We start from the raw sequence: 26457 nt of genomic DNA on the forward strand, positions 1-26457 counted from the left end.
ATAGAAATGTTCATTAGACAGATATTTAATAATTTGACTTTAAACGAATATTGACTTCATATCTTAAACATATATACAATGTGTGAGCAGTTAAAAATTGGTGACGTACTGCCTTAACGTACGGTCAAATTCATTGGTGACGTACTGCCTTAACGTACGACTGATTAGTTTCTAGTTCACTCTCATCCACATCTTATCTTTGAGCAACTAAAAAAAATACGAGGTTGTAACCCTTTATGGGTCAAAATAATTTGCTTAATATCTTCTCTATTTTTTTATAATTTCATAAGGTCTCATATTACCTGTAAGTCATTGATATTTAACATGGTTATAATACTCACTTCAATCTAAAAACTCAATAATCAACCATATGCAAGATGAATGCTAATTTCTAAAAATTCAAGACGTACGATAAAGATAATAAGATTTATGGTCAAAGCCAAAATATAAATTCTAGTTGGAGGGTAAATATGAAGTATATAGGATTGGATAATGCCGTATTCATAGCTTATAAATTACGTGATGAATTCATTTATAACATGGCTAAAGCTGAGGGCAATAGTCTTACATTTGCTGAAACCTCTACTGTAATCGAAGGCTATGGTATTAGTGGAAAAAGTATGTTTGAATTACGGCAAGTTGAAAACATACGTAATGGGTGGGATTATGTAATCAATCTTGTAAAGTATAAAGAATTAATTATTGATAAAAATCTATTCGTAAAAATTAATTCCTTAGTAGCTAGGGACGAAAATCCTAGTCATGGGGAATTCAGAGAAAAAAGTGTTGCCATATCTGGTACTAACTACCTTCCTCCACAGCCATTTATCTTGAATTCTCTTTTTAGGGAAATGATTGATAACTATAAAACCAACTCAACGCTCGATCTAAAAAAATCGGCTATGGATTTGTTCCTTGACAGCGCTAGAAATCAATACTTTGAAGATGGCAATAAAAGAACTGGACAGTTGGTTATGAATGCTATGCTTATGAAAAATGGTTATGCCCCATTCACTTACCCCCCTGAAGTAGATAAAGAATTTAAAAATAAATTAATAAATTTCTATATTAGAAATAACAAAGAAGAAATGTACGATTTCATTAGATCTCAAATTAATTCCCCACGTTTACTACATATGCAAAATGTTAAGGAGTCCTCTCTTAAAATTTCATACAATGATGGTTTAACAATGTAGTTATATTTTCTGATGAAAAAAAACATATAAAGATTACTACTTTATGTAGCTGTTTATTAGAAGATTTTTTTACCCTATATTGACTAAAACAAATTCTAATATTTATAATATTTTCGAGCCTATAGCCTCAAGAGCAAGACCAGAAGCCGGTCCATCGGTGCGGTACCGTTATGCCATAGCCCGAAGGGATTAAAAAAGATAAGGATTTAGAGGGTATAGTTTTTCCAACTTCCACTTTAAAAAATTTCGGTCCGAAAAATGTTTTCAAAAATCGAAAGGTTTCTAAAGTTTAAGGTGTATGGCTATTGATGTGTATAGGTAATAGCTGAATCGTTTAATTTTACCGTTTAAAATCGGTTTTCTTTATTTCTAAGTTTAAAAATTTTAGAGATTGGATTTTTGAGATGGTGTGTGTGAGAGGGAATTAGAGAAAAGGTTTCTGTAGCCGAATCTGGAAGATTATCTTGAAAGTACAATTTTTTTAAAAACCTTAATAAATCAATTTTAGAGACTGATATATATTTACATTGTTATATCTTGGGATTTTGGGGAAGCGATAGATTTTGATTTTTCTAAAAAATTTAATCTTTCAGTCATAATTTTTTCTAAATTTTCTGTGAAGTTTTTAAAATCGTAAGAGTTACTAATAGATAAATTATGTTTTTTGAATTCATCTTCTAATAAAATATCTAACTCTTCTTCCCCGCTATAATAAAGTTTCGGAATAATTACCTTTAGTAAGGATTCAGAGAAACTTTCTGGGTATTTTTGAAATAGAAAATTCAAGTCATATAAATCTCTAACTTTATCTCTACCAGTAAACGCGGAAGTCTTCATGTGGATTAGTTCGTCTATATCGTAGACATTGACATTGCCATGTTTATGATATAAAGAAGGAAAATCTCTTAACCTTTGAGTATTTCTTGAACTAACTTCAATTTTAAGGGGGTATGCACCTTTCATAGATACCGCTCCGTAATCTATCATTAATCTAAATGCTGTCTCTGGACTTTTTTTTATCGTTACATTCCAGTTTTTATATTCTCTGTGATTTTTTAACATATTTATAAAGTTCATATTTGATGTTTTACTATCTAAGTCAACATCTTCAGAGTACCTATCTAAACCGTAGTAAAGGTATAAAGCAGTTCCGCCTTTTAAAATATATTTATCACCTAAAAGAGGTAAGATTTCTTTTATAAGATTTATTCGGTCACTTTGATATTCAAGCATAGTTTTTATCCCTAAAGTAAAGTTTCGTTAATTCATATTTCATGAATGTTTCACGTTTTTTGTTTGATTAATAATTTCAAATACGAATAAAGCTCATTGGTATCTTCATCATCTAAAAAATCGTATACACAATTTTTTAAACCATAACTATCATCAAAATAAACTAAATCAGCAATTGCTCTAGCAAAAGAGGCAACATAATATTGCTTTTTGAGAAATGGTATGTATCTAAGTTTTATTCCCTTAGTACCTAAGGGCATACTTTTGTCAAGGGTGTATAACTTAAAGGGCTTATTCATTTGAAAATAATTTAGTGGATGCCAATCAGCTGTTAAACCTTTCTCATTTTTGATGTTTAAGGCTTCCCATCCAGATATATATTGAAAAGTTTCTTTATCTTTGGAATTTAAACCGTTTTGCTCTACTTTCATTTTTAAGCATGCTTTTAAATTATAACAAATTTAATATTTTTGTTTTGTAATTCATATCAATTTTTATTTTCAATAAACTTCTTAATAAATTTATTAATAGTAGCAGTAGATGTTTCTACACCTTTTAAGTTTTTAAGAAATTTTTGTATTCCAACAATAGTTATTTTATTGTTTCTTAAATATTCAATATCATTAAGATAAGGGTGTAACATATTGCGTTTGATATTGTTTTTGTTTTCCTCAACAAATTTAATAGCTTCTTCTGATGGTTTCATTTTCGATTCCTCACAAAATAATTAAGTATATATTAAACAACAATATATTAAAAACCAAACAGATAAAAAACACAATGTAACAAGTTTATTAGTATATATCTTCATAAGAAAAGTAGACCAAAGAGGACGATATTCGCCACCGTTTTCTGCATATCTTTCGTCATACCTATCACCTAGTCTTTCTTTATCTTGTTGTATTTGTTCTGGTGTTCTTTTGGTTACTACTTGTTTATCTTTTTCAGTATCATTTCTTTTACTTATTATAGCTTCTACTTGTTTAGGATAGGTAGCTGTAAGTTACGGTATTCTGCTAATGATAACTTTTCATGATTTATCTTTTTATCAAGTTCATATTCTCTAACTTTAATTCTGATATATCTTTGTATAGTTATAGGGTTTACAACAATGCTTTTTTTTGTGTTAAGTACTGATGGATTTGGGCGACTTGTCTATTAATTAGAAATAAAAAAACCTCTTAATAGAGGGTTAAGATTGATTTAAAAGTTTATTATCCAACTAGCTTTACGCCTTTAATCGTTAAAAATTCGGAATTATGTTCTATGAGAGGTGATAAATTGATATGGCTATCAATCTTACTTAGAGCCCCAAAAAATCTTATTGACTTCATATCTTAAACATATATACAATGTGTAAGCAGTTAAAAATTGGTGACGTACTGCCTTAACGTACGGTCAAATTCATTGGTGACGTACTGCCTTAACGTACGGTTAAAAAATATTTAACTGTAAGGGCAATCTCTTTGATTGCCCTTTTTCTATTATGAAAATTTATAACATTAACGACAAATATCTAAAATAAGTTAGCTTCGGTAGATACTAAAGTTTCTCAAATTAAAAACAAAAGGCCTTATATTGGAGTAGTTTTTGAGATTCATATTTTTCAATATTTTGCCCCTCTATCTTCAAAGGATTTTAGAAATAAAAAATCAAATGATACGTTTCATTTAATTTCCGAATCTGAAAAAGGTAAAGAACTAATTTTAGTATCAGTCAGTCTAGTCATTTTTAAAAGTTTACTTACAGTTTAGGGTGTAAGTAAGATTTTTTATTAACATTTGTACTTACATTAAAAAAGTTCTTATATCTTACTATAAATTTTTGCAGATATCTAAAACAGCTTGTAACTTATTGATTTATTAGAGAAATTTGGAAGAAAATTGGCTTTATAAATGCTTATATATTTTTATAATTTTTTAACCAGAAGCCACTCCGACAGGAATCGAACCTGTATCTAATCCTTAGGAGGGATTTATTCTATCCGTTGAACTACGGAGTGTAAACGTTAAATTATAGCAAACAGTCTCCATAAATTACGCCCTCGGATGATGTTTTTTATGCAACGATTTAAGTCTTTCCCTAGCTACGTGCGTATAAATTTGGGTTGTTGATATATCGACATGTCCCAAAAGCATCTGAACAACCCTTAAATCCGCTCCATGATTTAATAAATGAGTTGCGAATGCATGCCTCAAAACATGCGGAGAAAGCGGAATCTTAATACTAGTGTATTTGGCATATTTTTTAATAATTTGCCAAAAAGCCTGTCTAGTCATACAGTCTCCAAATCTATTTAAAAAGACAAAGCTATTTTTCTTATCCTTCTCAAGTAGTGGCCTTCCCTCACTTAAATATTTTTTTAGATAAAACTCCGACTCCTCCCCCATTGGTACAAGTCTATCTTTAGCCCCCTTACCCATGGTGACTCGAACTACACCTGCATCCAGACTAATTTCATTGGTTTTTATGGCAATAAGTTCGCTGACCCTCATACCCGTTGCATACAATATCTCTAACATAGCTTTATCTCTTAAGCCCGAAGCTGTCTTTAAGTCTGGGGCATTTAATAGTTCTTCTACTTGCGATTCGCTTATAGATTTAGGAAGTCTTTGAGGAGTTTTGCGAGTTGAAATACCCAAGCAGGGATCCTTTAATATTAGATTTTGTTTTATGCACCAAGCATAGAATTTTCTAACTGTTGCTAATTTTCTATTAATAGTTGTAGCTTTGGATGAAGACGATATTTCCATAAACCAAAGATTTAATTGATCCGAATCTATCTTTAATATTGAAATTGAATCTTTTAGAAAATTATTTAATGAATTCAAATCTAGTCTGTAGGAATTTAGAGTATTTTTAGATAGACCTTCTTCCAACCATAAGCTATCTATAAATCTATCAATCCACTCTTTATTTTCTTCTGACATAATTAACTTCAAACATTAAAATTAATGATTACAAATGAATTCTTTGTTTGTCTTTTTTATGACTTCAACTGAACAACTAGAATTAATTCTACCTGATGAGAGTGCATCTTTGAATTTTGCACATAAGCTAGCTATAACCCTAAAAAAACAAATATTTGGTTTGAACGTTGTGTTGCTAGAGAATATTCCTAACATAAAAATCTATTTAAGCGGTGATCTCGGTGCTGGCAAAACCACAATAACCAGAGAATTTTTAAAAGCTTTTGGAGTAAACACTAGGATAAAAAGCCCTACTTATACCTTGCTTGAAACTTATAAAGTTTCTAGATTATACTTATATCACTTTGATTTTTATAGATTTAGTAATCCGTTGGATTGGGTTGATGCGGGATTTAAGGAAACCCTAAATTCTCCTGGCATATCATTGGTTGAATGGCCTGAAATGGCACAAGACACGCTTCCAGTACCTGATTTACACATATTTCTTTCATATGACGGTGAAGGACGTATTGCCAAAATAAAAGCTTTTACAAACGAAGGAATCGAATGCATAAAAAGGATGAAAGCAGAATAAATATTAATAAGAGGCGCCGCATAGTAACGGCTGGTGCTGCTGCTTTGTTCCTACCTGTTATATCAAAAGTTTCACGTGCTGCTAATGCCCCAATTGTTGATGCTTCAAGTAATTCTGAACCTTTGAGATTTACTCCTTTAGGTTCTAATAATCCAATTCCTATACCTAAAGCACCTCCTTCAAATAGACCAGTTTCTACTACCCCAACTGCACCGCCTAAGGAAGTAGACACACAGGAAACACCTGCAGGTCAATCTCAAATTTTAGCTGTTAGAACTTGGCCTGCTGATGAATATACGAGGGTTACTCTGGAACTTAACTCTCCGATTAAACATGAACATTTTACTCTTGACAACCCACACAGATTAGTTGTTGATCTTGAAGGTTTGCAGATGAATTCTGCCCTAAATTCATTGATATCTAAAATAAAACCCAATGACCCCTATATATCTCAAGTTAGGGTTGCTCAAAATAGATCAAATGTTGTTAGGATTGTTATTGACTTAAAAGAGCCTATAGTTCCTCAAGTATTTACTCTTAAGCCAGTGGGTACTTATAAATATAGATTAGTACTCGATTTATATCCTAAAGTAGCAAAGGACCCTCTACTAACTTTAGTTCCTGAATCTAATTCTGCAGATCCACTTTCAAATATTATTGATCAACTTCAAAATACCAAACCAACAGTAGAAGTTCCTAAAGTTGCTGGTCAAGTTGCTCAAAAAAATCCTAGAATTGAAAATCTTCCTAAAAAAGGGTCAACTTTAGATCATCAACCTCTAGTAACAATAAAAAAGAATTCTCAAAAAAGACCAATTCTTATTGCAATTGACCCAGGCCATGGCGGTGAGGATCCAGGTGCTATAGGAGCACGAGGAACACGGGAAAAAGATGTTGTTCTTTCTATCGGAAGAAGATTAAGAGACTTATTAAATTCTAGATCTGACACTCGTGCTTACATGACACGAGATGCTGATTTTTTTGTTCCCTTGCACGTTCGTGTTCAGAAAGCTAGAAGGGTTAAGGCTGATGTATTTGTTTCTATACATGCAGATGCATTTACTAATCGTAATGCACGTGGTACATCAGTTTTTGCACTATCAAGAAAAGGAGCTTCAAGTGCGGCTGCTAGATGGCTTGCAAAAAAGGAGAACTCCGCTGATTTAATTGGTGGTTTGGATATTAAATCTCATGATAAAACTACAGCTAGTGTATTGCTTGATCTTTCAACAACAGCTCAAATCAACGATTCCCTAAAAATCGGACATAGAGTTTTAAATTCTTTATCTAAAGTAAATGGTTTAAAAAGTAGACGTGTTGAACAAGCTGGATTTGCAGTGCTTAAGGCTCCTGATATCCCATCAATCCTAATTGAAGTAGCTTTTATTTCTAATCTTCAAGAAGAAACCTTCTTGATGAATAATAGAAACCACCCTACCGTTGCTCAAGCAATTATGCGTGGACTTGATGACTACTTCGAAACCAATCCACCCCTTGCATACAAATCATAAATTATGTCTTCTCGCAGACAAATTCATCTTCTACCTGACAAATTAATAAGTCAAATTGCAGCTGGAGAAGTAATTGAAAGACCCTCTTCTGTGGTTAAGGAATTAGTAGAAAATGCTGTTGATGCACAATCCACAGAAATTGAAATTCGACTAGATGGTGGAGGTATTAGAAGGATATATATAAGGGATAATGGAACAGGTATTCCAAGGGAAGAATTACCTCTTGCTCTGACACGGCATGCAACAAGCAAAATTCGTGGTTTATCTGAACTCGAAACAGTTAAATCAATGGGCTTTAGGGGTGAAGCACTAGCCTCAATTGCCTCAATAGCACGTCTATCGATTGTATCTAGAACTGGAGACTCTAAGAATGCTTGGAAAATAGATGGCTCTTCTTTAGAGATTGCAGTAGCGAATGGCTCTCAGGGTACTACAGTTGAAGTGAATCAAATATTTGATGAAGTTCCCGCCCGAAGAAAATTTTTGAAAACAGAGGCAACAGAATTTGCACATTCTATAGATATTATTAAAAAAATTGCTTTAGCAAATCCAGATATAACGTTTAGAGTTTTTCATAATGATAAAGCCTATGCAAATTGGATTGCCTCCCCTTTTATTCATAGAATTAGAGAAGTTGTGGGAGCCGATTTCCTAAGTAAAGTTTTTAAAATTGATGAAAGCATCAATATTTGTAGATTTAGAGGATTAATAATAAAACCTTCTGAGGCTTCTAGTAAAAGTGATAAACAGTATATATTTGTTAATTCTAGATTTGTGCGTGATCGATCGCTAGCTCATGCTGTAAAAAACGCATACAGTGATGTTCTACATGGTGACAGACAACCATCATACATATTATTTGTAGATATAGACCCATCTTTGGTGGATGTAAATGTACACCCCGCAAAGAATGAAATAAGATTTAGAGATCAATCCACAATTTATTCTTTCGTTCAAAAATCTATAAAAGCAACACTAGCAAAGTCATCTGGTGTACAAGAGTCGATATATACCCCACAAGAAAATCATAATGCTAATTTCCCAAAAAAAATCACTCCACAATATACACCAACTCAAAAAAGCTTTGATTTACAAACTCTAGAATCATACACACCATTATTTATAAGTGAACCCCAACAAATAAAAAACGTAACTCCAAATAGTTTGGAGGATGAATTACCTATGGGCTTTGCGATTGGACAACTTCACGGTATATATATTCTTGCTCAAAACAAAAATGGGCTAATAATTGTCGATATGCACGCTGCACATGAGCGAGTGGTTTATGAAAAATTAAAAAATTTAGCTTCTCAAAAAAATATTGAAGTTCAGGAATTATTAATACCTATTGCTGTAAATATACCGGAGAAACAATTAAGTCTAATAGATGAATATTCAGAATTTTTGGAAAGTGTTGGTCTTTACATGAGGCAAACAGGTCCAAGTTCTGTAGCCGTAACTGCAGTTCCAAGTTTACTTAGTAAAGGCAATATCTCATTAATGGTTCAAGAAGTTTTTGAAGATCTTGAAAAGTATGGTGAATCCACAATTTTAGAAGAAAAAAGAAATCATATATTAGGCACAATGGCTTGCCATAATGCTTTCAGAGCTAATGATAATATCTCATTAACTGAAATGAACGCTCTTTTAAGGCAAATGGAGATTACAGACAGAGCAGACCTTTGTAATCATGGTCGTCCAACTTGGTATTCTTGGACTATCCAAGATTTGGATAAACTTTTTATGCGTGGTAAATAATGAAAATCCCATGCATTGTAGGACCTACCGCTACTGGAAAGTCCGATTCTGCACTTTATATTGCTGAAAAATATCCTATAGAAATTATTGTTATGGATTCAGCCACTATTTATAAGGGCATGGATATAGGTACAGCAAAGCCCAAAATAGAAGAACTAATTTGCCCTCACCACTTGTTGGATATCAGAGATCCGTCTGAAAGTTACAATGCCTCAGACTTTAGGAATGACACCTTAGGATTAATAAATCAAATAAGTGCTAGAAATCGAATTCCAGTAATTGTAGGTGGAACTATGATGTATTTCAAAGTTCTACGTGAAGGTTTACATGACTTGCCTACCTCCATACCTGAAATTCGAGCTCAAATTGAAAATAAAGCTCAAGAGTTAGGGTGGCCTGAGATCCACAAACAATTAGAAAACATTGATCCAGTCACAGCTTCTAGATTATCACCTAACGACAGTCAAAGGATTTCTAGGGCTTATGAGATATATTTAATTACTGGCAATACATTGTCTAATCTTATTTCAAAGAATAAGACAAAGACTGAAGAACATGAATATTTCACAATAAGTTTAGAAACACAAAATAGAGAAATATTGCATAAGAGGATTAAAGATAGATTTCTAAAAATGATGGATATGGGGTTTCTAAATGAAGTTAGAGCCCTTTATGATAGAGGTGATTTGAATGAGTCATTGCCATCAATAAGATGCGTGGGGTATAGCCAACTATGGTCTTATTTAGACGGAAAAATATGCTTGGAAGAAGCAATAGAGAAAGGCATAGCAGCTACTAGACAGTTAGCCAAACGGCAATTTACATGGCTAAGAAGTATTAAAGATAGAGAAATTATTGATTGCCTAAGCCTCCAAAAAAATCAGTTAGTATTGGAGGCTTTTGAAAGATTTTTAGGCGTAAATAACTTGAGACCCTGAAGAGCTTACAATTCTTCCAATTTGATGAACTAATTCTCCAGCATCAGAAAGAAAAGATGATATGGAAGTTGCATCTTTAGGATCGACAACCAATACAAAACCTATACCGCAATTAAAAACTCTAAACATCTCACTTTCTTCAACATTTCCCTGAGTTTGAAGCCATTTAAAAATCTCAGGTTTAGTCCATGAGTTTTTGTCAATCTGAGCGACTAAACCAGCTTTAAGGATTCTAGGAATATTTTCAGTTAGACCACCACCAGTGATGTGAGCCATACCTTTAATAGAAGGACCGAATTTTTTTATGGCTTCAAGAACTGGCTTAACGTAAATTCTAGTAGGTGCCATGATGTAATCAGCAAACGTTTTAGAAGAGTTCTCACCAAATTGATCCTCAGGTTTAATTCCCGAGATTTCAATAATTTTACGTATTAATGAGTACCCATTTGAGTGAGGTCCACTAGAACCAAGACCAATAATTAAGTCTCCCTCATTAATAGTTTCGCCTGTGATAATTTTATTTTTTTCTACTATGCCCACAGCAAAACCAGCTAAGTCATACTCTCCATCTGGATACATACCAGGCATCTCAGCGGTTTCACCTCCAATAAGTGCACAACCAGAAATCTTACATCCAGTCCCAACTCCACCTACAACTGAGGCAGCTACATCAACACTTAATTTTCCACACGCAAAATAATCAAGAAAATATAACGGCTCAGCACCCTGCACAAGAATATCATTTACGCTCATGGCCACTAAGTCAATGCCTACGGTATCGTGTCTATTCCACTCAAAGGCTAATCTAAGTTTTGTTCCTACACCATCAGTCCCTGAAACCAAGACAGGTTCTTTAAATCCACTAGGAATTTGGAAAAGACCGCCGAATCCACCGATTCCTGAAAGAACGCCCTCTCTATTAGTTTTAGCTGCTATAGGCTTAATTCGTTGAACTAATGACTCACCTGCGTCAATGTCGACGCCAGCATCGCGATAAGTAAGTGGTGTTCTAGTATGTGGCATAGGGAAAATCCAATAGAGTAAAATATGAATGCTCATATTTTATATTAAAAAGTCAACGCCTAAAATTCTATGTCTAATCAAATGCTTATAAATCAGGTTTTAATGAAACCTTCACTAACATTTGATAACTTCTATACAAACTCTAATGAAGAATTAGTCGAAATAATTAAAAATAAACTTCCGACATTGATTTTAATTTGGGGTGAGGAGGCAAGCGGTAAGTCTCATTTATTAAGTGCTATGAAAGAAAAATTTGGGGGTGAGTTTTTTAGCTCTAATACATTTCCAAGCACTTCTGCAGATATTAATACGGACTTAAAAAAATACTTTATTGATGATATAAATCTATTTAGCAATGCTCAACTGGATGTACTTTTTTACCTATTTACCAAACTTCAGATTGCAGGTTTGGGAGATAGAGACGTAAACATTGCCATCACAAGTAATTGCCCCCCTACACAACTAAAAATTAGAGAAGATTTAAGAAACCGTTTAGGATGGGGGCTTGTATACGAGATAAAAAGGCTACCCGATTCATTTGCACGTAAAGCTTTGATAGAGAGGGCAAAGGAAATGGGGTGGAATCTGCCAGAGGAAGTTTTAAGCTGGCTTTATTCTTACTATTCAAGAGACGCAAAATTTCTATTTAATCTTATTGATAATTTAGATCAAATATCTTTGACAGAAAAAAGAACTATAACGATACCTTTTGTTAAACGTGTAATAGAGGATATGGCATCTTCTAATATATAATTTTATTTTTGATTTTTCTACTTTCTATGAATTCTATATCAGCTAAGGTTGCTAGCTTTTTTGGGTTTCCCCAGTCGAAACTAAAAAAGTTACCCAAATCCGTCCACGGGATTGAGCACAGATTGGTTTCTAGAAATGCCATAAAAGTTTGCGAAGTTCTCAGAGACCATGGGTACCAGTCCTTTATTGTCGGAGGTGCTGTACGCGATCTCATGTTAGGTAAAGCACCTAAGGATTTCGATGTAGCCACAAATGCAACGCCCTTAGAAATTAAACCACTATTTCGAAGGGCGTTAATTATTGGGCGAAGATTTAAACTAGTTCATGTTGTGTTTGGACCCGAAATTATTGAAACTTCAACCTTTCGGACCTCAGGCTCTCAACCCGAAGATAACGATGGACGTATCTTATTCGATAATAATTATGGCACTATAGAAACTGATGTAGATCGTCGCGATTTCACTATAAATGCGTTGTATTATGATCCTATTAGTGAGACTGTTTATGATTTCCATAATGGGATAAAGGACATTAAAAATTTACAAATTCGCATGATTGGAGACCCAGAAAAAAGATATCGTGAGGATCCTGTGCGTATGTTGAGGGCTATTAGGTTTGCAGGAAAATTGGGAGCTAAGTTTGCTCCCAGCACGTATGAGCCAATTAAAAGACTTTCTCACTTAATTAGCAATGTTCCTGATTCTAGAATTTTTGATGAGACATATAAGCTTCTTACGTGTGGTGATTCTATATACTGCATTCAGCAATTAAGGCAACTGCAGTTGGATAAGGGGACATTGCCACTACTAGAAAAGATTCTGACACTTGAAAGTAGTGAAAAATTTTTAAGAATTGCTTTCGAACGTACAGATCAAAGAGTTAGATTAAATAAAAGTATCAATCCAAGCTACCTTTATGCCACTATTTTATGGCCACTTGTTAAATCTCATTTCGACAATCTTATAAAAGAAAATCAGCAAAACGTTTTTTTTGCACTTCAAGAATCGATTTCCGAAGTCCTAGAAGAGCAGCTAAGTGTGTTGCAAATTCAAAAAAGGCATTTAGGTCCCATACGAGAAATCTGGATTATGCAGTACCGTTTGGATAATATGAAACCTAAGTCTTTTAAAGGTATTATGTCGAGCCCATACTTTAGGGCAGCGTGTGAGTTCATGCAGTTAAGAGCGGCAGCTAATCAGACTGATAGCGTAAAAGCTCAGTGGTGGATGGATTTGGCCGACGCTTCCGAAGAAGAACAAAAAATTATGATAGACACTCACATAAAAAGCATGAAAAACGATGTGAGTTCAACTAGAAAACCAAAACGACGCAAAAAGAAATCAAACACTATAAGTAGAAATGAGGTTCTCCAAAGTGCCTAAAGCATTTATTGGTTTAGGCTCTAATTTGGGAGATGAAATTAAGTTTTTACAAAAAGCCGTTCAAAGACTTATTTCTCATGACTCCATAACTCTATTAAAGACTTCAAGCGTATATAAAACAAGTCCAGTAGATAGCGAAGGTGACGATTACTTAAATGCAGTTATTTCTATTGATACTGAATTAAGCCCTAACGAATTGCTCAAATTAATGCAAACAATCGAATTTGATTTAGGAAGAGAGAGACCATATAAAAACGCTCCTCGAACGATAGATTTAGATTTGCTTTTATATGAAGAGTTTGTGCTTGAAACTCAATTTTTAACTCTACCTCATCCTCGTATGGCCATGAGAGCTTTTGTGCTTGTACCGTTGCGAGAGATTTCACCCTCAGAAAAAATTAACGGGGTTGCAATTGATTTTTATATCTCACAACTTCCCCCAAACCAAAAAATACATAAAACTAATTACAGTTTAAAGCCATAAATTTTATCTCCAAAAAACATATTCGCCTTATACCAACCTTCTTTAGAACCACAGTCAAAATGCCTGATTTTGATAGGAATGGCATGTACTTTTTCTGACTGTATAAGTTTTTCTATGGCATCTGTGAGCTGAATCTCTCCATTTTTTCCAACGACCGTTTGCTCAATACAAGAAAAAATTTTTGAATCCAATACATATCTTCCTAATACAGCTTGATTTGATGGAGCTCGTTCAGCAATTGGTTTCTCTACAATTCCATCTAAAACTGTAGCCTCTTCATCATCATTTTGAGTCCCAGAAATAACTCCATAATTATGAATGGATTCTGGGTTTACCTCATGTGTACCAATAACTGAGCATTCGAATTGCTCATAATGATTAATTAGTGTCTGCAAAGCCGATTCCTCGTGCGGTTGCGAATAGAACAAATCGTCTACTAAAACTACTGCGAACGAATCCTCCCCTATTACAGGTTTCGCTTTAAGTACAGCATGCCCAAGACCTATGGGAGAATGCTGTCTTATAAAAATGCAATTAACATTCGGAGGCACAATATCACGAACTTGACCTAATTCCTCGAGCTTTCCATCTGATTCAAGTTTATTTTCTAGAGGCAAATTTCTATCAAAATAATCTTCTATACTTTGTCTGTTACTGCCTACGATAAATATTAAATCCCTAATACCCGCATCCACAGCCTCTTTCACCGCATAATGAAGTAGTGGTTTATCGATAATTGGTAGCATTTCCTTTGGCAATGATTTCGTTATCGGCAAAAATCTAGTTCCAAATCCAAAAACTGGAAATACAGCTTTAGTTACTTTCTTACTCGATGTGCTCATGGTTATAAAGTTTATAATTAAGTAAAAATTACATAGCAAAACATGCCAAATTCACAAAATATTAGCACATCAAGATTTTCAAATCTGTGGGAAGAATTCCTAAGAATTTTTTTGCATTCAAAGTCATATACAAACACAGAAAATTTATTATTTTTTGAGGGCATACAGTTTGATTTCAATTATCAAATTTTCTCTCTAGACTTGTTGAAAAAATTTAACGATTTACTATTAGAAAGAGAATTTGATAGGAAACTAGAATGGCTTTTCGAACAACCCAAATCTACATTAATTGGTCTTGAATCTCCAAATTACCTAAAGTATAGAAATCCAGAAAATTCTAGACAAAATATTGCAATACTTACTCAAAAACTAAAAGAATTTAATCATATAGACACAATAATTCATATTGGTGTTGGTGGAAATTATTTAGGAGTAAAGCTGGTATACGAGACCTTCAAAACATCAACTTCAAAAAAAATAATTTTTGTTAGTTCCGCTCAAGATATTAATCAGGAAACCCTATTTAACCTAAATCCCAACACAACACTAGTAATAGTCGCTTCGAAATCATTTCATACCAAAGAAATAAATTCTGCATACCAAAGAATAAAAAAATGGATAGAAGCTTACGATTTAAAGCCTGTGCTTAATAACGTTTTAGCCATTACGAACAATATCCAAAGGGCAAAAGAATATGGAATTGAAAATCACATCCCACTAGAGTCATCCGTATTAGGTAGATTTTCATTATGGTCGCCTATTAGTATTACTTTAAATTTAGCTTTGGGCGAGGAGATATTGGTAGATTTATTTAAGGGTGCATCTTCTATGGATAGGCATTTTAGGGAAGTAGATTTGTTTCATAACATCCCTATCCGTATGGCAATGCATTCCATAGCTAACCAAAATGCTGCTGGATGCACTAGCAATACCATTGCCACTTATGATAGAAAAATATTAAATTTACCTAGTTATATTCAACAACTAAAAATGGAATCTTTGGGTAAGTCTGTTGATTTGAATGGGAAACATTGCCAATTACAAACTGAAGGAACATCAATATGTTTAAGCTGTCCCGAAGCTCATCACTCTTATTTTCAATGGCTTCATCAAGGGATGCACAAAACTTGCGTAGATTTTTTTATAGATGAAAGCGATTCCGATGCACTTGAGACCTTTCAGGTTCAGAAAGATTTTTTGTTCAACGGGACTGATACTAAATATTCTGACCCACATAAAAAATTAAATGGTGGAGTTTGTTCGACCACGATTTCATATAAGAAATTGTCTCCTGCCGTCCTCGGAGCTTTGATTTCTGCGTATGAGCACGAGACCTATATCAAATCAGTTTTTTGGAATATCAATCCATTTGACCAGTGGGGTGTAGACTTAATTAAAAAGGGTGATATTTAAATCACCCCTCTTATTATTTTTCCGATGTTGCAGAGAAATTTCTAGGTCTTAATATATCAGGCTTAAGAAATGGTTTAGATCCTGTATTAGAATGATTACCTAGCAATTTACCATCGACTTCAGTGCCATACTGCGTGTGCTTATGAAAAGTTTTTAGGAATTTCTCGCGAGTTTCTTTTACATCACCAGTGTATCGCGGGTCCTGTGGGCGTTCCTGTGAGTTGACGTATTGAGCTATATCCCAAGCATCTTGTTCACTTACAGAACCACCATGTCCAAACGGCATGTTATACCTGATAAAAGCTGCTAGAGTGAAATTACGAACTATACCAGCACCCCAGTTATACGAATTATCTCCCCACAAGGCAGGAAATACTACATGTTTACCTTGAACTACGCCCTGTCCATCTTCACCATGACATAATGCACAATTTTGTAGATACTTTTCCTTACCCTTTGCTAAATCAGATTTTTGAGTGGGCTCATTTAATTTAGGAAATCCCCTTCCATAAATCTTGACCCCAGGGTACATAGGAACGCCTTTTGCAAGCCACTGGTGATATGCGGTTATTGCGACCATATCATCACTTCCGTAATCAGGTGATTTTCCGTTCATAGAATATGAAAAGCATCCAGCAATACGCTCTTCAAAATTATTTACATGACCATTTTTACCTCTAAAGTCTGGCAATGTAACTATAGCTGGCCAAACTGGTCCCGCAAATGGTCTTCTTCCATCTGCCATATGACAGCTCGAACAGTTCATATTGTTAAATACATTTTTGCCTCGAAGCTGCTGAGTGTTTGTGAATAGGTCGTGACCTCTTTTAATGGCTTCTTTTAATTTAGGATGAAGGTCGCTAACTTCCAAATCTTCCATAGTTGGAGGAATATGAACAAACTCATCGTCTTTAGGTTCAGGAAAACCAGGAAGCATTTTTCTGAGATACTCTCTCTCCTCCTGTGTGAGTTCAGATCCCATCTTAGAAATCTTTTGAGCTACAACCTGTGACGTAGAAGTCAGAAAACATGCACTTAATAAAATGGTTAGTAATTTTCTAGTCATTTCATTTACTCCCCTGTTGTGCTGGTTGCGAAGCTAACCAAGCAGCCACTGCCCTTGTGTCATCTTCAGTTAGTGATTGAGCAACGGTTTTCATTAAATGTAATGTGTCGTTATTTCTAGTACCAGCCTTCCATGATTTAATCTGAGCAATAATGTATTCAGCTGTTTGTCCATTTATATTCGGAAAATTTGATCCAGTGCCATAAGCATCTAAGCCATGGCATCCCATACAGGGTGGTATGTTCCTATCCCAGTCACCTTCATATACTATCTTTTTCCCTTTTTTTAAGAGTGCTTCGTCAGCTTGTTTTGGTTCTTGTATAACTGGAAGTGATGTGATGTAGTTAAAAACGTCTTCTGCTTTTTGATTATCCAATAGCCCCGCCATGGGTTCCATAATAATACTTTGTCGAGATCGATTTTTAAACGATTCGATTTGATGTTTTAGGTAATTCTTATTTAAACCCGTAAGCCGAGGTCTTACCTCATCCTCAGACACAACAATACCTTGAAAACTTTCTCCATGACATGCCATACATACTTGTGCAGTTTCTTTACCCTTTTGAATCGAAGATTTCAAATCGGGGGCAGAATCTTGAGCAAATGATGTAGTTGGCAATGCTAGAAGAAAAAAACTAATAAAAAAAGTTTTTTTCATACACACCTCTCAAAAAACAAAACATAATTGATTTAAGTTTAAGAAATGTGGCAATGATTGAGATTTAGGGAAATTACGTATGAATGTCAACAGCAAGCGATTTATCTACAGTCCTAACCGCTTGCGGAGAATCACGAAAAGATAAAGACCATTATCTGAAATACTGTGATAAAGCACGAGCCAAAAAAGAAAAATGTAAAACAAAAATGTTTCAAGTAGCTATGAGTCAAATTACAGATGCGATGAAAAAACAACTAAAGATGTAGAGTGTGAAGTCACACAAAACGCTCTTATTAAAGCCCAGTAAAATGCACCTGTAAACAATGAAGCAATTCATTTATTGAAAGACTTATCTACGAATTTTGTGAATAAGTTCTATACTCTATTTTTTGCATCATGGTGGGCTTGCTGTCTTTCTCTTTTGCCAATAGCGATAGCTAGTTTCTTTTTGAATTGGGTTTTGACGTGGGTTGTACGTAAAAAACCGCCCTTATAAACTGTTAATGTTTAATGATTATGCTGTATTAATTTGGTTTTTTACCTAATCGACTACACTTTTTGCTTAATTTTTATATTAATGCTTGAACATTATGTTGATAAATGACATCAAAACAATAAGCAATAGGCAATGCTTGACTTTTAGACGGTGGTTGCTCAGAAGGAACTGAATACATAGGTGTATTGGCAATTGCCTTTTCTACAGCATTTTTCAGTGGCAAAATAACGGTCTCAAGATTGAACTCCATATTTCCCTCTGCAAGTGAATTTGCCCAAATATACCCTGCATTCTCTGGATTAATGTATTGAGAATAATCATCATGGCTGGGTTCACGATAGGTTAATCCATTAAATAAAGCATATGACCAGTGGCATTTTTCCAACCTATCTTAAATGCAATAATTCCTCGCTTATTTTTGATTTCACTATCAAAAAGTTTTGTAGTGTCTATAACACCTGACTTTCCAAGCATATTAGTAATATATGATTCCAATTCCCTGACTCTATATATAGAGTGTAATACGTCATTTACTTTTACAGTATGAGCACCAACTGAAGCAACAACGTTCAAGTTAATTGGCCATCCTCCCCGATTGAACGATATTTAACACCTTTAATACATTTTTGATGAGCTGAGAATTATCATCTAATAATGGATTTTATAGATTAGTTATTCAAATTTCTAATGAAAGTGATTAAGAGTGAAAATGTATGGAGATATTTGAAATGGTCGGGACAGTAGGATTCGAACCTACGACCCTCTGGTCCCAAACCAGATGCGCTACCAGGCTGCGCTATGCCCCGACGTCAAACACTAAGTGGCGGAAGCTGTGAGATTCGAACTCACGGAGGGCTACAAACCCTCGCCGGTTTTCAAGACCGGTGCATTCAACCGCTCTGCCAAGCTTCCGAAATAGACAAAAGTATAAGTTAACCAACCAAGAAACTCAATACGCTTATCTCTGGTGCACTCGGCCGGAATCGAACCGGCACGGACGTAATGTCCGAGAGATTTTAAGTCTCTTGTGTCTACCTATTTCACCACGAGTGCCTATGAAATAGTGAAGTTAATAAGTATAGCATAGACAATAAAATTAAATAACGAAATTTTTCTATTTGGACATTTATAAGAACTAAGTGTTACGTTCTTACCACTAAATTAATTCTAGTCTACAATATATAGGTCATCGCAAAGGTACATTTATGGTCCATTTTCACCCTGCTCCTAAACTTCAAAAATTTTGCACTCAGTGTGGATCTCCATTAGAAAGAATAATTCCACCAGGTGATAATCGTGAGCGTGATACCTGCCTTAAATGTGGAGCTGTGCATTATAAAAATCCATTGATTGTTTCTGGCACATTAACTTTACATGAAGGAAAAATACTTTTATGTCGCAGAGGAATTGAACCTCGGTACGGAAAGTGGACATTGCCAGCAGGGTTTATGGAGCTACATGAAAGTACAATGGATGGAGCAATTAGAGAAACTATGGAGGAAGCTTCAGCATCCATTAAAGTTAAGGGGCTACTTTCGATAGTTGACGTCCCGTACGTAAGTCAAGTGCATATGATGTACCTTGCGGATATGGAAAATGTATCCTTTAATCCATGTGAAGAAACCTTAGAGATTGGTTTTTTTAGTGAAGATGAAATTCCATGGAGTGAAATAGCTTTTGACACAGTATTAAAAACTTTGGAGTATTTCTTTTTACCTGAAACGCAAAAGTCCATATCTGAAGGCATTGTTCCAACTATAACTTTATCAATTCCATCGAATAATATTATTTCTTAATTATGAGTTTTAATCCATATCACTACGTTAGAAGATTCTTATTTAACATGAATGCAGAAGATGCGTCGGTTTGGACTCTAACTCAACTTAAAAAATATTCTAATAACCCTCTTTTAAGAAGATTTTTACAAAAATCCTATCCTCCATTAGAAGCTGAATTTATGGGCTTAAAAGTCAAAAACCCTGTTGGACTAGCTGCTGGTTTAGATAAAAATGGGGATTATATAGATGTCTTAGGTGGATTAGGATTTGGTTTTCTTGAGATAGGCACGGTAACTCCTAGAGCTCAAGCTGGAAACCCTAGACCTAGACTATATCGTTTACCAGAACATAGTGCACTGATAAACCGTATGGGGTTTAATAATAATGGTTTAGAGGCGTTCATTAATAACATTAAAAACTGTAGATTTCAAAAGAATGGTGGGGTGCTTGGACTTAATATTGGCAAAAATGCCGATACCCCCATCGAAGAAGCATCATCAGATTACTTAATTTGTTTAGAGGGTGTTTATCCATATGCTGATTACGTAAGCATAAACATTTCATCACCTAATACTAAAAACCTTCGAGACCTACAAAATTCTAGCTCCTTGGCTGAACTACTTAAAACCTTGCACGAGCGACGTCTAGAGCTTCAAAAAAGATTTCATAGATATGTTCCTATCGCCTTAAAAATCGCACCTGACCTTGAATATGAACAAATCGACGAAATTGCTGAATTAGTTATGAGTAATAATATTGAAGGTGTCATTGCCACAAATACAACGATCTCTAGATCTTCAATTTCGAGCCATGAATTTGCATCTCAAGCGGGTGGTCTTTCTGGTCCTATGCTTCATCAAATGTCAATTCGTGTAATTAAAAGATTGCGAAATTTACTAACTAGCGATAAGGCAATTATTGGGGTTGGCGGGATTCAATCAGGTGATGCAGCCAAGGAAACCATTGATGCTGGGGCGAATGCCATTCAAATTTATACAGGATTAATTTATCACGGACCTCAGCTAGTAGAAGAGTGTCTTAATGCACTTAGAAAATGATATTTACATCCCCTTTAAAACCGCAACTTCTTAAAATCTCTAATGCTTTAAAGTCCCACAGCACTGTAGTAGTTTGTTATTGTGCTTTATGGTGTAGGACTTGTGTTGAATTTTATGAGGCATTTAAAAATTTGAGCCACGAGCGAAAGGAACTTTTCTTATGGGTCGATATTGAAGACGACCCTGAGCTTTTGGATGATATAGATGTTGAAGATTTTCCAACTGTATTAATTCAACATAATGGTGAAAATTATTTTTTTGGAACAATATTACCCCATATACAACATTTAAATCGGCTGATAGATGCACAGGTAAAACCTAAGGAATTGGGTCCATCAGATTTAAATATTTTAATAAAAAATCTACTTCCTTCTTAGTAAAACTGGAATATTCTTATTTGAGATTTTAGTTTGACGCTCCTTCACTATTTCTATATCTGATTCCTCATCTTCATAGGGTTGATAGAAGAATTTATTTTTAGAATATTCTGCCTTAATAGATGCCAAACTTGTCTTCATATTGTGGCTCACACCATTTTTAAAAACATCAGGTATGCTTAAACTTAATTTTTGAAATTTCAATCCAGTCAAGGTCTCAATTTCACTCAAACTCTTACCCTCTTCTGAAGAACATAATGATATGGCAATGCCCTTTTTCCCAGCCCTTCCAGTACGCCCTATTCTGTGAACATAATCTTCTGACGTTGGAGGCAATTCATAATTAATTACAGCATCCACATCACTTATGTCTAAACCACGTGCAGCTACATCGGTAGCTACTAAGATATTACATTTTGAGCTTTTAAATAAATCCAAAGCTTTTGTCCTTTCTAATTGCGATTTATCTCCGTGCAAAGACTGAACAGCTAGATCATAATTATTTAAAAGACGCTCTAGATTCTTACAGGTTACTTTACGATTAGAAAAAATAATCACATTATTAAAAGCACGAGAAGTTAAGATATAAACAAGTGCAGCGTTTTTATCTGATTCACTTACACTATATACTTCTTGTTTAATTGTTGAGGCAGTTGAATTATTAGAAGCTACAGTAATCTCTACTGGATTATTTAAAAATTTCTGAGCTAATGAGCGAATATTCTCGCTAAAGGTAGCGGAGTATAAAAGGCTTTGTCTTGATTTTGGTAGGTTAGATAAAATTCTAAGCAGGTCGGGCATAAAACCCATATCAAGCATTCTATCGGCTTCATCCAAAACAAGAAATTCGACTTGCGTTAAATTAACAGTTCGCTGCTCAATATGGTCCAATAGCCGTCCAGGCGTTGCTATGACGATATCAGCACCTCTCATGAGTTCCTGCTTTTGTGAATTGATATCTACGCCTCCATATATAAGAGAACATTTCAGAGGTAATCCATCTGAGTACAAGTTCACATTTTTTGAAATTTGTTCCGCTAATTCTCTTGTGGGCGTTAAGACTAACATCCTAACTGGATGCTTTGCAGGTGACGTACTATAGTTTGCTTTAGGTATTAATCTATTTAATATTGGCAATGTAAAAGCCGCTGTTTTCCCTGTACCTGTTTGAGCAGCCCCCATAATATCACGCCCTTCAAGAATCGGCTCAAATGACAGAGCCTGAATGGGGGTCGCATATTCGTAACCTGTTTTAGAAATATTCTCCAATATTTTGGAATGAAAGCCAAAGTCTTTAAAATTTTTCTTATCCATTATTGGATCCTTTTGATGATCTGTGTAGCCATATTGCTAAAGCTGCTACGAATCCAAAGGACTCAATTACAGTTGCTGGCAACCACATGATAAGACCACCTAGAGCTTGGTCTTCTGTAGGGCTCACTGGCAATGCCCTTCCACACAAATCAAATAACGGAAATAAATCCCTATCAGCAGAACTTACCCAAACACCAGCAATAATCTGAGGAATCATAGAAATAACAGGGGAAATAACTCTGGTTAAATGTTTCATGGCCGCAGGCTTATGAGGTCTTCTATCTAAAATCATATGCCAATATAAAAAACCACTCACCACCACTGACCAATTCATAATTCGATACCAACTTTGGTCCAACATTGAATAAAATTGAATTGACGGAACTAACCATATCAAAACTAAAAAAACAAACATAAATGGAACAAAATATTTATTTGTTCCTAACCAATATAAAATGGATCCAAATTTAGAATCCCAAAATTTATAAATTTGCTTTCTAAAGTTAATAGGAAGTCCTGCCTTGAAAACTGGCAATGGGTAAGATGCCATAATAAAAATTGGAGCTAAATGGTGCAAAACCACATGCTGAGCTCTATGCACAAAAAACACCCTTTCTGCATAATAGTCTAAATGGGTATGAATAGCTAAATAGAGCATAATAAATCCAGACCAAAACAAAATTTTTCTTATAAGATTTACTTTTATTTTGTTTTGACCTTTTATGAAAAGGAAGGCTCCTATAAAGAAAAGCACTAGCAAAGTAGGAGAAAACTCCCATGGCGTTAGCCATTGCAATATACTTAAATTCATATTCAATCCATAAAAATCCAATTATTTTAAATGAAAATCGGTCAATGGGAATTAGGAAATAATATTTTCGTTGCACCTATGGCTGGTGTTACAGACAGACCATTTAGAAAACTTTGCAGAAAACTTGGTGCGGGTTATGCTGTGTCCGAAATGGCAGCTAGCAATCCACAATTATGGGACAGTATAAAAACTGCCAGAAGGCTTGACCATAAAGGTGAAGTAGAACCGATAGCTGTTCAATTATTAGGCGCTGATCCCGATATGATGGCTCAAGCTGCTCTATTTAACATCTCAAAAGGGGCTAGGATCATTGATATAAATTTGGGTTGCCCTGCAAAAAAAGTATGTAATGTCGCATGTGGATCTGCATTGATGCGGGATTTAGGTAAGGTTGAATCGATACTGAAATCTGTTATTAAGATTTGCAATCCATACGATGTTCCAGTCACACTAAAAACTAGAACAGGTTGGGATCGAGAACATAAAAATGCACTTGAAATTGCTATGCTTGCAGAATCTTTGGGTGTTAGTGCAATAACAATACACGGAAGAACCAGGGCTGACTTATATACTGGAGAAGCTGAATATGAAACCATTAAAACTGTAAAAGAAAACATTGCCATCCCTGTTATTGCAAATGGAGATATAGACTCTCCCCAGAAAGCTAAATATGTATTAGACTATACGGGAGCTGACGGACTAATGATTGGTAGGGCTGCTCAGGGGAATCCATGGATATTTAAAGAAATTAATCATTATTTGAAAAATAATAAAATTTTTCCCCAACCCACATTTAGCGAAATGCAAACGGTTATACTTGAACATCTTGAAGAACACTACGAATTTTATGGTGAGGTTTCTGGAGTCAAAACCGCTAGAAAGCACCTCTCTTGGTATTTGGCACCTTTCCCACAAGCACAAGATTTTGTTAAGTCACTTCTCCTTATAGAAACTACTAAATCTCAGTATAGAGCTGTAGATCAATGGTTCAACCAACAAATTAATAAATAAAATGACTGAAAGTTGTAACTCGATTCAGAAATCCTTACATCAAAATTTGGATAGATATTTCGCCTCCCTTGATGGGAACGATCCGTGTAATGTTTGGCATATGGTTATGTCCTCAGTGGAAAAATCACTTCTTGAAAAAATCATGGAGAAAACTGAAGGAAATCAATCTAAAGCCTCTCAAATACTTGGTATTAACAGAAGTACTTTAAGAAAAAAATTAATTACTTATAACTTATTAGATAATCAAAACTATGACTATTAAAACCGCTCTTTTATCTGTCTCAGATAAATCTGGGATAGTTGAATTTGCTAAATCTCTAAATTCTAGAGGTATAAAGTTATTATCAACTGGTGGCACAGCTAAATTGTTGACTGATTCGGGACTACCTGTAATTGAAGTTTCCGAGCACACTGGTTCCCCTGAAATTCTTGAGGGTAGAGTTAAAACTCTGCACCCAAAAATTCATGGCGGATTACTCGGACGAAGGGATAAAGAAGAACACATTGCCACCATGAAAGAACAAGGGATCGAGGCTATAGATTTATTAGTAGTAAATCTATATCCATTTAAAGATGCAATTTCTGATCCTAATTGCACTTTCGAAAATGCAATAGAAAATATTGATATTGGTGGTCCTGCCATGTTGCGTGCAGCAGCTAAAAATCACGGCAATCACGAAGGTGGTGTTACTGTAATCATCGATCCAAATGATTATGATGAGGTCTTGGATCAAATTGATAAGACTGGTGATACGACATATGCCTTGAGATTAAAATTAGCTTCTAAGGTTTATGCTCATACATCAGCTTATGACGGCATGATAGCCCAATATTTAACTAGTTTAGAGGAAACAGAACCTGTTGCTGATTCTGTTCCTAAAAAATTAGAGTGGCCTTCTACATTAAGTATTCAAGCGGAAATTGGGCAGATTCTTAGATATGGAGAAAATCCACATCAAAAAGCTGCTTTTTATAAGGATAAGGGGACGACTTTAAGCGGTCTTTTATCAGCATTTAAACAACTTCAAGGAAAAGAGCTTTCATACAACAATATTGCAGACTCAGATGCAGCATGGGAGTGCGTTAGACAATTTGAAGTTCCAGCATGCGTGATAGTTAAACACGCTAACCCATGTGGAGTTGCTATTGGGACTGATGCCTTAGATGCATACAAAAAAGCATTTAAAACCGATCCTACATCAGCATTTGGTGGGATAATTGCTTTCAATAGACCAGTGGATTTACCTGTTGCTGAAGAGGTAAGTAAGCAATTTATGGAAGTCTTGCTAGCTCCAGATTACCATCCAGAAGCTTTAGAATTCTTAAAAGCTAAGAAAAACGTGAGGGTACTAAAATTGCCACTTGGACATGCACAAAATCCATATAACGTTCTCAGAGTTGGTGGTGGATGGCTAGTTCAAACACCTGATACCTCAAAAGAAAATGAATCGCAATTTAAAGTAGTAACCAAAAATCACCCATCTGAAAAACAAATGGAGGATTTATTATTTGCATGGAAGGTTGCTAAGTTTGTTAAATCCAACACCATTGTGTTTTGCACTAATGGCATGACTATGGGTGTTGGTGCTGGTCAGATGAGTCGTTTAGATTCAGCTAGAATTGCATCAATTAAAGCTCAAGCTAATGGGCTTGATTTAAAAGGTACAGCCGCTGCATCTGATGCGTTCTTTCCGTTTAGAGATGCACTTGACGTTATTGTCTCACAAGGTGCTGACTGCATTATTCAGCCAGGCGGTAGCATTAGAGATGATGAAGTGATTGCCGCAGCTGATGAGCATGGGATAGCTATGGTATTTACAGGAACACGTCACTTTAGACACTAAAGAGGAC

Annotated in this window: 29 protein-coding genes and 4 tRNA genes; 17 read left to right on the forward strand and 16 right to left on the reverse strand. The window is 34.9% G+C overall.

The window, feature by feature from the left end; all coding sequences use genetic code 11:
- The first annotated feature begins 470 nt into the window (after positions 1 to 470).
- Positions 471 to 1196 carry a Fic family protein gene (locus KUI_RS06185; RefSeq protein WP_014840539.1) on the forward strand — a complete coding sequence of 242 codons (726 nt, stop codon included), beginning with the start codon at positions 471 to 473 and terminating at the stop codon, positions 1194 to 1196.
- Between the two features lie 522 nt (positions 1197 to 1718).
- Here KUI_RS06185 and KUI_RS06190 read toward each other — a convergent pair.
- The 3 genes from KUI_RS06190 to KUI_RS06200 are packed head-to-tail and all read right to left on the reverse strand — an operon-like array spanning position 1719 to position 3135.
- A complete protein-coding gene (locus KUI_RS06190; protein ID WP_014840540.1) occupies positions 1719 to 2429 on the reverse strand; it encodes a nucleotidyl transferase AbiEii/AbiGii toxin family protein in 711 nt (236 codons plus the stop codon).
- A 50-nt stretch (positions 2430 to 2479) separates the two neighbouring features.
- On the reverse strand, positions 2480 to 2860 hold the full coding sequence (locus KUI_RS06195; protein WP_014840541.1) for a hypothetical protein: 381 nt from the start codon (positions 2858 to 2860) through the stop codon (positions 2480 to 2482).
- A 56-nt stretch (positions 2861 to 2916) separates the two neighbouring features.
- On the reverse strand, positions 2917 to 3135 hold the full coding sequence (locus KUI_RS06200) for a hypothetical protein (RefSeq protein ID WP_014840542.1): 219 nt from the start codon (positions 3133 to 3135) through the stop codon (positions 2917 to 2919).
- 871 nt (positions 3136 to 4006) lie between these two features.
- Between KUI_RS06200 and KUI_RS08175 the strand changes: the two genes are divergently transcribed.
- Positions 4007 to 4183 (forward strand): type III toxin-antitoxin system ToxN/AbiQ family toxin, encoded by a 177-nt coding sequence (locus tag KUI_RS08175; protein ID WP_232008489.1) that lies wholly within the window; start codon positions 4007 to 4009, stop codon positions 4181 to 4183.
- Between the two features lie 176 nt (positions 4184 to 4359).
- On the opposite strand, the gene KUI_RS06205 is transcribed toward KUI_RS08175, so the two are convergent.
- Both KUI_RS06205 and xerD read right to left on the reverse strand, forming a co-directional pair.
- A tRNA-Arg gene (locus KUI_RS06205) sits at positions 4360 to 4431 on the reverse strand.
- 34 nt (positions 4432 to 4465) lie between these two features.
- A complete protein-coding gene (gene xerD / locus KUI_RS06210; protein ID WP_014840543.1) occupies positions 4466 to 5359 on the reverse strand; it encodes a site-specific tyrosine recombinase XerD in 894 nt (297 codons plus the stop codon).
- Positions 5360 to 5393: 34 nt separating this feature from the next.
- On the opposite strand from xerD, the gene tsaE reads away from it, so the two are divergent.
- The 4 genes from tsaE to miaA are packed head-to-tail and all read left to right on the forward strand — an operon-like array spanning position 5394 to position 10140.
- Positions 5394 to 5933 (forward strand): tRNA (adenosine(37)-N6)-threonylcarbamoyltransferase complex ATPase subunit type 1 TsaE, encoded by a 540-nt coding sequence (tsaE, locus tag KUI_RS06215; protein ID WP_225972086.1) that lies wholly within the window; start codon positions 5394 to 5396, stop codon positions 5931 to 5933.
- Positions 5906 to 7444, forward strand: coding sequence for an N-acetylmuramoyl-L-alanine amidase (locus tag KUI_RS06220; RefSeq protein ID WP_014840545.1), 1539 nt, complete (start codon positions 5906 to 5908; stop codon positions 7442 to 7444). Before tsaE ends, KUI_RS06220 begins: the two co-directional genes overlap by 28 nt.
- 3 nt (positions 7445 to 7447) lie before the next feature.
- The gene (gene mutL / locus KUI_RS06225; RefSeq protein WP_014840546.1) at positions 7448 to 9202 is read left to right on the forward strand and encodes a DNA mismatch repair endonuclease MutL; all 1755 of its coding nucleotides are present in this window, start codon (positions 7448 to 7450) and stop codon (positions 9200 to 9202) included.
- The gene (gene miaA / locus KUI_RS06230) at positions 9202 to 10140 is read left to right on the forward strand and encodes a tRNA (adenosine(37)-N6)-dimethylallyltransferase MiaA (RefSeq protein ID WP_013521442.1); all 939 of its coding nucleotides are present in this window, start codon (positions 9202 to 9204) and stop codon (positions 10138 to 10140) included. The genes mutL and miaA overlap by 1 nt, the downstream gene beginning before the upstream one ends.
- Here miaA and purM read toward each other — a convergent pair.
- Entirely contained in the window at positions 10114 to 11163 is a 1050-nt protein-coding gene (purM, locus tag KUI_RS06235; protein WP_013521443.1) for a phosphoribosylformylglycinamidine cyclo-ligase, read from the reverse strand. The genes miaA and purM overlap by 27 nt on opposite strands.
- A gap of 102 nt (positions 11164 to 11265) precedes the next feature.
- On the opposite strand from purM, the gene KUI_RS06240 reads away from it, so the two are divergent.
- The 3 genes from KUI_RS06240 to folK are packed head-to-tail and all read left to right on the forward strand — an operon-like array spanning position 11266 to position 13782.
- Positions 11266 to 11916 carry an HdaA/DnaA family protein gene (locus KUI_RS06240; RefSeq protein ID WP_225971978.1) on the forward strand — a complete coding sequence of 217 codons (651 nt, stop codon included), beginning with the start codon at positions 11266 to 11268 and terminating at the stop codon, positions 11914 to 11916.
- 26 nt (positions 11917 to 11942) lie between these two features.
- Entirely contained in the window at positions 11943 to 13298 is a 1356-nt protein-coding gene (pcnB, locus tag KUI_RS06245) for a polynucleotide adenylyltransferase PcnB (protein ID WP_014840548.1), read from the forward strand.
- Positions 13291 to 13782, forward strand: coding sequence for a 2-amino-4-hydroxy-6-hydroxymethyldihydropteridine diphosphokinase (gene folK / locus KUI_RS06250; protein WP_014840549.1), 492 nt, complete (start codon positions 13291 to 13293; stop codon positions 13780 to 13782). The genes pcnB and folK overlap by 8 nt, the downstream gene beginning before the upstream one ends.
- Here folK and galU read toward each other — a convergent pair.
- Positions 13764 to 14624, reverse strand: coding sequence for a UTP--glucose-1-phosphate uridylyltransferase GalU (gene galU, locus KUI_RS06255; protein ID WP_013521448.1), 861 nt, complete (start codon positions 14622 to 14624; stop codon positions 13764 to 13766). The genes folK and galU overlap by 19 nt on opposite strands.
- Before the next feature lie 111 nt (positions 14625 to 14735).
- On the opposite strand from galU, the gene KUI_RS06260 reads away from it, so the two are divergent.
- Positions 14736 to 16037, forward strand: coding sequence for a glucose-6-phosphate isomerase (locus tag KUI_RS06260; protein ID WP_225972087.1), 1302 nt, complete (start codon positions 14736 to 14738; stop codon positions 16035 to 16037).
- A gap of 13 nt (positions 16038 to 16050) precedes the next feature.
- On the opposite strand, the gene KUI_RS06265 is transcribed toward KUI_RS06260, so the two are convergent.
- Together KUI_RS06265 and KUI_RS06270 are read right to left on the reverse strand one after the other, a co-directional pair.
- Positions 16051 to 17103, reverse strand: coding sequence for a c-type cytochrome (locus KUI_RS06265; RefSeq protein WP_014840551.1), 1053 nt, complete (start codon positions 17101 to 17103; stop codon positions 16051 to 16053).
- Position 17104: 1 nt separating this feature from the next.
- A complete protein-coding gene (locus tag KUI_RS06270) occupies positions 17105 to 17761 on the reverse strand; it encodes a c-type cytochrome (protein ID WP_013521451.1) in 657 nt (218 codons plus the stop codon).
- Positions 17762 to 17844: 83 nt separating this feature from the next.
- Here KUI_RS06270 and KUI_RS06275 point away from each other — a divergent pair, with 83 nt between their 5' ends.
- Positions 17845 to 18027: a hypothetical protein gene (locus tag KUI_RS06275; RefSeq protein ID WP_013521452.1), complete on the forward strand. Its 183-nt coding sequence runs from the start codon at positions 17845 to 17847 to the stop codon at positions 18025 to 18027.
- A 303-nt stretch (positions 18028 to 18330) separates the two neighbouring features.
- Here the strand turns inward: KUI_RS06275 and KUI_RS08505 are convergent, their stop codons facing one another.
- The 5 genes from KUI_RS08505 to KUI_RS06295 all read right to left on the reverse strand — a co-directional run bounded on the left by KUI_RS08505 (position 18331) and on the right by KUI_RS06295 (position 19310).
- Complete coding sequence (locus KUI_RS08505) at positions 18331 to 18642, reverse strand: hypothetical protein (protein WP_225972088.1); 312 nt, start codon at positions 18640 to 18642, stop codon at positions 18331 to 18333.
- Positions 18600 to 18830 (reverse strand): T6SS effector amidase Tae4 family protein, encoded by a 231-nt coding sequence (locus KUI_RS08510; protein ID WP_225972089.1) that lies wholly within the window; start codon positions 18828 to 18830, stop codon positions 18600 to 18602. Before KUI_RS08510 ends, KUI_RS08505 begins: the two co-directional genes overlap by 43 nt.
- A 156-nt stretch (positions 18831 to 18986) precedes the next feature.
- Positions 18987 to 19063, reverse strand: a tRNA-Pro gene (locus KUI_RS06285).
- A 15-nt stretch (positions 19064 to 19078) separates the two neighbouring features.
- Positions 19079 to 19169: transfer RNA gene (locus tag KUI_RS06290), tRNA-Ser, on the reverse strand.
- Between the two features lie 53 nt (positions 19170 to 19222).
- Positions 19223 to 19310 (reverse strand) — tRNA-Leu (locus tag KUI_RS06295).
- Positions 19311 to 19462: 152 nt separating this feature from the next.
- Between KUI_RS06295 and KUI_RS06300 the strand changes: the two genes are divergently transcribed.
- Genes KUI_RS06300 through KUI_RS06310 form a run of 3 tightly spaced genes read left to right on the forward strand, consistent with a single transcriptional unit; the run spans position 19463 to position 21470 of the window.
- Positions 19463 to 20053 carry an NUDIX hydrolase gene (locus tag KUI_RS06300; RefSeq protein WP_013521454.1) on the forward strand — a complete coding sequence of 197 codons (591 nt, stop codon included), beginning with the start codon at positions 19463 to 19465 and terminating at the stop codon, positions 20051 to 20053.
- A gap of 2 nt (positions 20054 to 20055) precedes the next feature.
- Positions 20056 to 21093 carry a quinone-dependent dihydroorotate dehydrogenase gene (locus KUI_RS06305; RefSeq protein ID WP_081482432.1) on the forward strand — a complete coding sequence of 346 codons (1038 nt, stop codon included), beginning with the start codon at positions 20056 to 20058 and terminating at the stop codon, positions 21091 to 21093.
- Positions 21090 to 21470: a thioredoxin family protein gene (locus KUI_RS06310; protein ID WP_013521456.1), complete on the forward strand. Its 381-nt coding sequence runs from the start codon at positions 21090 to 21092 to the stop codon at positions 21468 to 21470. The genes KUI_RS06305 and KUI_RS06310 overlap by 4 nt, the downstream gene beginning before the upstream one ends.
- On the opposite strand, the gene KUI_RS06315 is transcribed toward KUI_RS06310, so the two are convergent.
- On the reverse strand, positions 21456 to 22784 hold the full coding sequence (locus KUI_RS06315; protein ID WP_013521457.1) for a DEAD/DEAH box helicase: 1329 nt from the start codon (positions 22782 to 22784) through the stop codon (positions 21456 to 21458). The genes KUI_RS06310 and KUI_RS06315 overlap by 15 nt on opposite strands.
- Positions 22777 to 23595: a cytochrome c oxidase assembly protein gene (locus tag KUI_RS06320; RefSeq protein ID WP_013521458.1), complete on the reverse strand. Its 819-nt coding sequence runs from the start codon at positions 23593 to 23595 to the stop codon at positions 22777 to 22779. The genes KUI_RS06315 and KUI_RS06320 overlap by 8 nt, the downstream gene beginning before the upstream one ends.
- A gap of 30 nt (positions 23596 to 23625) precedes the next feature.
- Between KUI_RS06320 and dusB the strand changes: the two genes are divergently transcribed.
- The 3 genes from dusB to purH are packed head-to-tail and all read left to right on the forward strand — an operon-like array spanning position 23626 to position 26450.
- Positions 23626 to 24606, forward strand: coding sequence for a tRNA dihydrouridine synthase DusB (gene dusB / locus KUI_RS06325; RefSeq protein ID WP_013521459.1), 981 nt, complete (start codon positions 23626 to 23628; stop codon positions 24604 to 24606).
- Between the two features lies 1 nt (position 24607).
- Positions 24608 to 24868 carry a helix-turn-helix domain-containing protein gene (locus KUI_RS06330; protein ID WP_014840553.1) on the forward strand — a complete coding sequence of 87 codons (261 nt, stop codon included), beginning with the start codon at positions 24608 to 24610 and terminating at the stop codon, positions 24866 to 24868.
- Positions 24858 to 26450 (forward strand): bifunctional phosphoribosylaminoimidazolecarboxamide formyltransferase/IMP cyclohydrolase, encoded by a 1593-nt coding sequence (gene purH, locus KUI_RS06335; protein ID WP_013521461.1) that lies wholly within the window; start codon positions 24858 to 24860, stop codon positions 26448 to 26450. Before KUI_RS06330 ends, purH begins: the two co-directional genes overlap by 11 nt.
- The last annotated feature ends 7 nt before the right edge of the window (positions 26451 to 26457 follow it).

Source organism: Taylorella equigenitalis ATCC 35865 (assembly GCF_000276685.1).
Lineage (GTDB): Bacteria > Pseudomonadota > Gammaproteobacteria > Burkholderiales > Burkholderiaceae_B > Taylorella > Taylorella equigenitalis.